At 70.4% G+C, this 3,329-nt stretch carries 6 protein-coding genes; 3 read left to right on the top strand and 3 right to left on the bottom strand.

The window, feature by feature from the left end; genetic code table 11:
- Positions 1 to 47: 47 nt before the first annotated feature.
- The gene (locus OSB71_RS24040; protein ID WP_265950916.1) at positions 48 to 257 is read right to left on the bottom strand and encodes a DUF397 domain-containing protein; all 210 of its coding nucleotides are present in this window, start codon (positions 255 to 257) and stop codon (positions 48 to 50) included.
- Positions 254 to 1,087, bottom strand: coding sequence for a helix-turn-helix domain-containing protein (locus OSB71_RS24035; RefSeq protein ID WP_265950915.1), 834 nt, complete (start codon positions 1,085 to 1,087; stop codon positions 254 to 256). The genes OSB71_RS24040 and OSB71_RS24035 overlap by 4 nt, the downstream gene beginning before the upstream one ends.
- A 167-nt stretch (positions 1,088 to 1,254) precedes the next feature.
- On the opposite strand from OSB71_RS24035, the gene OSB71_RS24030 reads away from it, so the two are divergent.
- The 3 genes from OSB71_RS24030 (at position 1,255) to OSB71_RS24020 (ending at position 2,633) form a co-directional block, all read left to right on the top strand.
- Entirely contained in the window at positions 1,255 to 1,473 is a 219-nt protein-coding gene (locus OSB71_RS24030) for a hypothetical protein (RefSeq protein WP_265950914.1), read from the top strand.
- 169 nt (positions 1,474 to 1,642) lie between these two features.
- On the top strand, positions 1,643 to 2,089 hold the full coding sequence (locus OSB71_RS24025) for a hypothetical protein (RefSeq protein WP_265950913.1): 447 nt from the start codon (positions 1,643 to 1,645) through the stop codon (positions 2,087 to 2,089).
- A gap of 103 nt (positions 2,090 to 2,192) precedes the next feature.
- Positions 2,193 to 2,633 (top strand): PPC domain-containing DNA-binding protein, encoded by a 441-nt coding sequence (locus tag OSB71_RS24020; RefSeq protein ID WP_265950912.1) that lies wholly within the window; start codon positions 2,193 to 2,195, stop codon positions 2,631 to 2,633.
- A 175-nt stretch (positions 2,634 to 2,808) separates the two neighbouring features.
- Here the strand turns inward: OSB71_RS24020 and OSB71_RS24015 are convergent, their stop codons facing one another.
- Positions 2,809 to 3,054, bottom strand: a complete 246-nt coding sequence (locus OSB71_RS24015; protein WP_265950911.1) for a DUF4190 domain-containing protein — start codon at positions 3,052 to 3,054, stop codon at positions 2,809 to 2,811.
- Between the last annotated feature and the right edge of the window lie 275 nt (positions 3,055 to 3,329).

Here is a 3,329-nt window from a genome sequence, read left to right as displayed (position 1 = left end):
AGGGCGAGTCAGGCTCATCAGCAGAACCACCACTCACATGATCACTGTCAGAGGGCGCCCGAGGCGACTCCCGTCACGAAGGCCTGCCAGGCTGCGGTGCTGTGGACGATGGCGGGCTTTGCCGTGTCCTTGCTGTCGCGGACGGGCATGACGCCGACGAAGCCGTCGGCAACCTCGACGCACGAGCCGCCGCTGCCGCCGCTGTAGCTGGACTTGCGCCAGGTGGCGGCGGGCAGCTCAAGTGACTCACGATTCATGGTTGTTCGTACTCCTCCGCCACCTGGTCGATGATCTTCAGGGATACTGCCGGTGACAGTGCGGCACCCCTGGCCAGATCGTAAGCGTCCCGGCACTTCCGCACCTTCAGCGGATCGTCCATGAGTACACCGCTGTGCAGACCCTCGACGTAGGCCAGCTCGGGAGAGTCGGCGAAGCGCATGAGTGACAGCATCGACTCCATCGTGGCATGTGCTCCCTCGGCATGCGGGAGAACTTGCGCGCGGATACGCCCAGCCCGGGCCAGAGCCGCGATGTGCCGCAGTTGGCCGGCCATGACACTCCGTCCTCCCACGACTGTGCGAAGGACGGTTTCGTTCAGGACGAACCAGCAGGTCGGGCGCGTCGGGTCGTTCAGCAGCCGCGTTCGCTCTATGCGTTTGACAACCTCGTCGTCAAGCATTTGCTGCGTGTGGTTCTTCCCCATGGCCTCGAATACTGCGCGAGCGTAGCCCTCGGTCTGGAGCACGCCCGGAACCAGTGCGAGTGCGTACTCCTCGATAGAAGTCGCCTGCTGCTCCGCCTCAGCGGCAGCGGCGAAGTAGTCGGGGTACTTGCTCGTCTCCAGTGTTCCCAGGAAGCGGGTGAAGAAGCCGTCGGGTCCCAGCGCTCTGTTCAGCAGTTTCGCGTCGTCCAGGGTGGGCTTGCGGCGTCCCACTTCCCAGTGCGCGATGAGTGAAGCATGGCAGCGCACCACTTCACCCAGTTCCTCCTGCGTCATGTCGGCGGCCTTCCGGCGGATGCGCAGCTCTTCGCCGTACGCCTCGCCGGGTGGTTTCGCGTCCGGCCGTGGATCACGTGGACGCGCCAAGCGAATGACCTCCCTTGACGAAAGTTCTGTGGGGCCGAGCCGGCTTCCAACCTAGCCCGCCCACCCTCCACGCTGTGACTGATCCAGCACGGACGGTTCCTTCGTGCAGGTGGTGAGGGTCTGTGCTGGTCGTTCAAGTTGACCGACACGTGGGGGAGTTGAGGGAGATGCTCAGGGTGAAGAGGAAGTCGGCCATTGCGCCCGGTGACTACCTGTACGACAAGACGACGGGCCGCGTGGGTGAGTACCGCGAGACGTTCGTCGGCAGGCTGTGGCTGCGTCCCCTCGGCGGAGGCCGTGAGTGGCCGGTGAGCGACGCGGACGCACGGCGGCCGACCGCCGCCGAGGTCGCACGGGCGTGGGCCGCCCGCGAGGAGCGCACGTGATGGGCGGCTCGGAGAACCCGCCCCGGGCAGCCGTGGACGACGACGGGGCGTCCGACCGCCGCACGGGGGAGGGCCACCCGCTGGCGGGCGCCGTCCCCGTCGCGGCGAGCGGCGTGCTCTACGTCCCGCGCGGTGCTCCGAGGCCGCCGTGCGTGCGGGGGTGCGCGCTGTGCGAGAGGACCGATCGCTCGTGATCGCCGCCGCTCACTCCTCGTCCGCCGGGCCGCGCGTCCGACGGTACCGCTGCACCGCCGTCGCCCGTTCACTCGCCGATCCCGCCGGTCGGTGGGACCTCGGCGGGACGCACACGACCACGCCCAGGCTGGCCGTGCGGTGGCTGCGGGACCGGGCGCTGCTCATCGCCCACGCGCTGGACCCCCTGCCCGGGGCGCCGGGCCCGCTTCCGCCCCAGTGCCTTCGCGAAGTCCACGGCCACGGTCCGAACCCCGGCGCGGTCATGCGGGCCTGGCTGCGGGACGAGCCGCTGCGTGAAGACGCGCTGGCTCGCCTGCGCACCGGGCTCCCGGTCCAGGTCAGCGCGGCGGACGACACGGTGCGGTACGTCCTCACCGCCGAACCGGCCGGGGACCCGGCTCGCGCACCGGAGTGGCGGTAGGCCGCCGGAACACGCCGGGCCGGGCCCCGAGCCGTGCCGGGGCGCCCGGGTCCGTCCGCGTCCCGGCGTTAGGGAACCCCGTGCGCGGGGGTACCCCGGTGCCATGAAGTGGCAGCAAGTGGAAGACGAACCGACACCGGCCTACGTCGTCGTCCTCGACCCGGGGGAGGACGCGGCGCAGCGGCTGACGGACTTCGCGCGGGCCCGGAACCTGGGCGCGGCGCAGGTCACGGCCGTGGGCGCGTTCCGCTCGGCGGTCGTGGGCTGGTTCGACCGGGAGCGCAAGGACTACCAGCCCATCCGGGTCGACGAACAGTGCGAGGTGCTGTCCCTGGTGGGCGACGTCGCGGTGGGCGAGGACGGCCCGGTACCCCACCTGCACGCCGTCCTGGGCCTGGCCGACGGGACGACGCGGGGCGGCCACCTCCTGGAAGGCGACGTGTGGCCCACCCTGGAGATCGTCGTACGCGCCAGTCCGGCCACCCTGCGCAAGACCCACCGCCCCGAGATCGGCCTCGCCCTCATCGACCCGGAGCGTTCCTAGCGCCCGGGGCGGACGCGACCCGACCGAGCGGGGCCACGGCCCGGCCAGGTCGTCTTCCCGCGCCGGGCCGTGTCCCCGGGCCGAGCGCCGCCCCGGGGACATGCCGTGGCCGCGCGGCGCACGGCCACGCGGCCCCGGCCCGCGCACGTCGCGGGGGTCGTCGGCGCGGGCTGGATCAGCCGCCCACGTACCAGTTGAATCCACCGCTGGCGATGAAGATGATCCCCAGCACTGTGGCGATGACGCCGAGGACGATGCCCGCCTTCGCCATGCCGGACGCCGCCCGCTGGTGCGCCACCACACCGAGGATGACGGCGATCGGCCCGAGGACGATGCTGAAGACGAAGAGCGAGATGACGCCGACGACAAGGCTCGCGATCGCCATGCCGTTGCCCGTCGAACGTGAGGTCGTGCCGGCCATGTGCACCTCTTCTGAGTCAAATGTGGGTCAAAACCGGGAAGAACGGGAACTCCCTCCGCCACACCGGCTGCCCCGTCATCCCGCCTTCACACCTCCGGCCACCGTCCACCGCGTCGGAGTACAGCACCGGGTGTTCCTCGGCCGAGCTCGCTCCCACCTTGAGGCCCGAGCGATCACTGCTGCGTACTTGATCACTCGCATGCCGACTCATGCACGTGTGGTCCTCCTTGAGCTGAGCACGCGATGGGCAGGAACGCAGGCCCGGTCCCACTACT

It is taken from the genome of Streptomyces marinisediminis, assembly GCF_026262575.1.
Classification (GTDB): domain Bacteria; phylum Actinomycetota; class Actinomycetes; order Streptomycetales; family Streptomycetaceae; genus Streptomyces; species Streptomyces marinisediminis.
Note: the sequence above shows the minus strand (reverse complement) of the source record. Positions and strands in the feature narration are given on the sequence as shown.

Bases quoted from the DNA above. Each gene is read 5' to 3' on its own strand.
- OSB71_RS24020 (WP_265950912.1), top strand. From the start codon at position 2,193: ATGAAGTGGCAGCAAGTGGAAGACGAACCGACACCGGCCTACGTCGTC.
- OSB71_RS24030 (WP_265950914.1), top strand. From the start codon at position 1,255: ATGCTCAGGGTGAAGAGGAAGTCGGCCATTGCGCCCGGTGACTACCTG.
- OSB71_RS24015 (WP_265950911.1), bottom strand. From the start codon at position 3,054: ATGGCCGGCACGACCTCACGTTCGACGGGCAACGGCATGGCGATCGCG.
- OSB71_RS24040 (WP_265950916.1), bottom strand. From the start codon at position 257: ATGAATCGTGAGTCACTTGAGCTGCCCGCCGCCACCTGGCGCAAGTCC.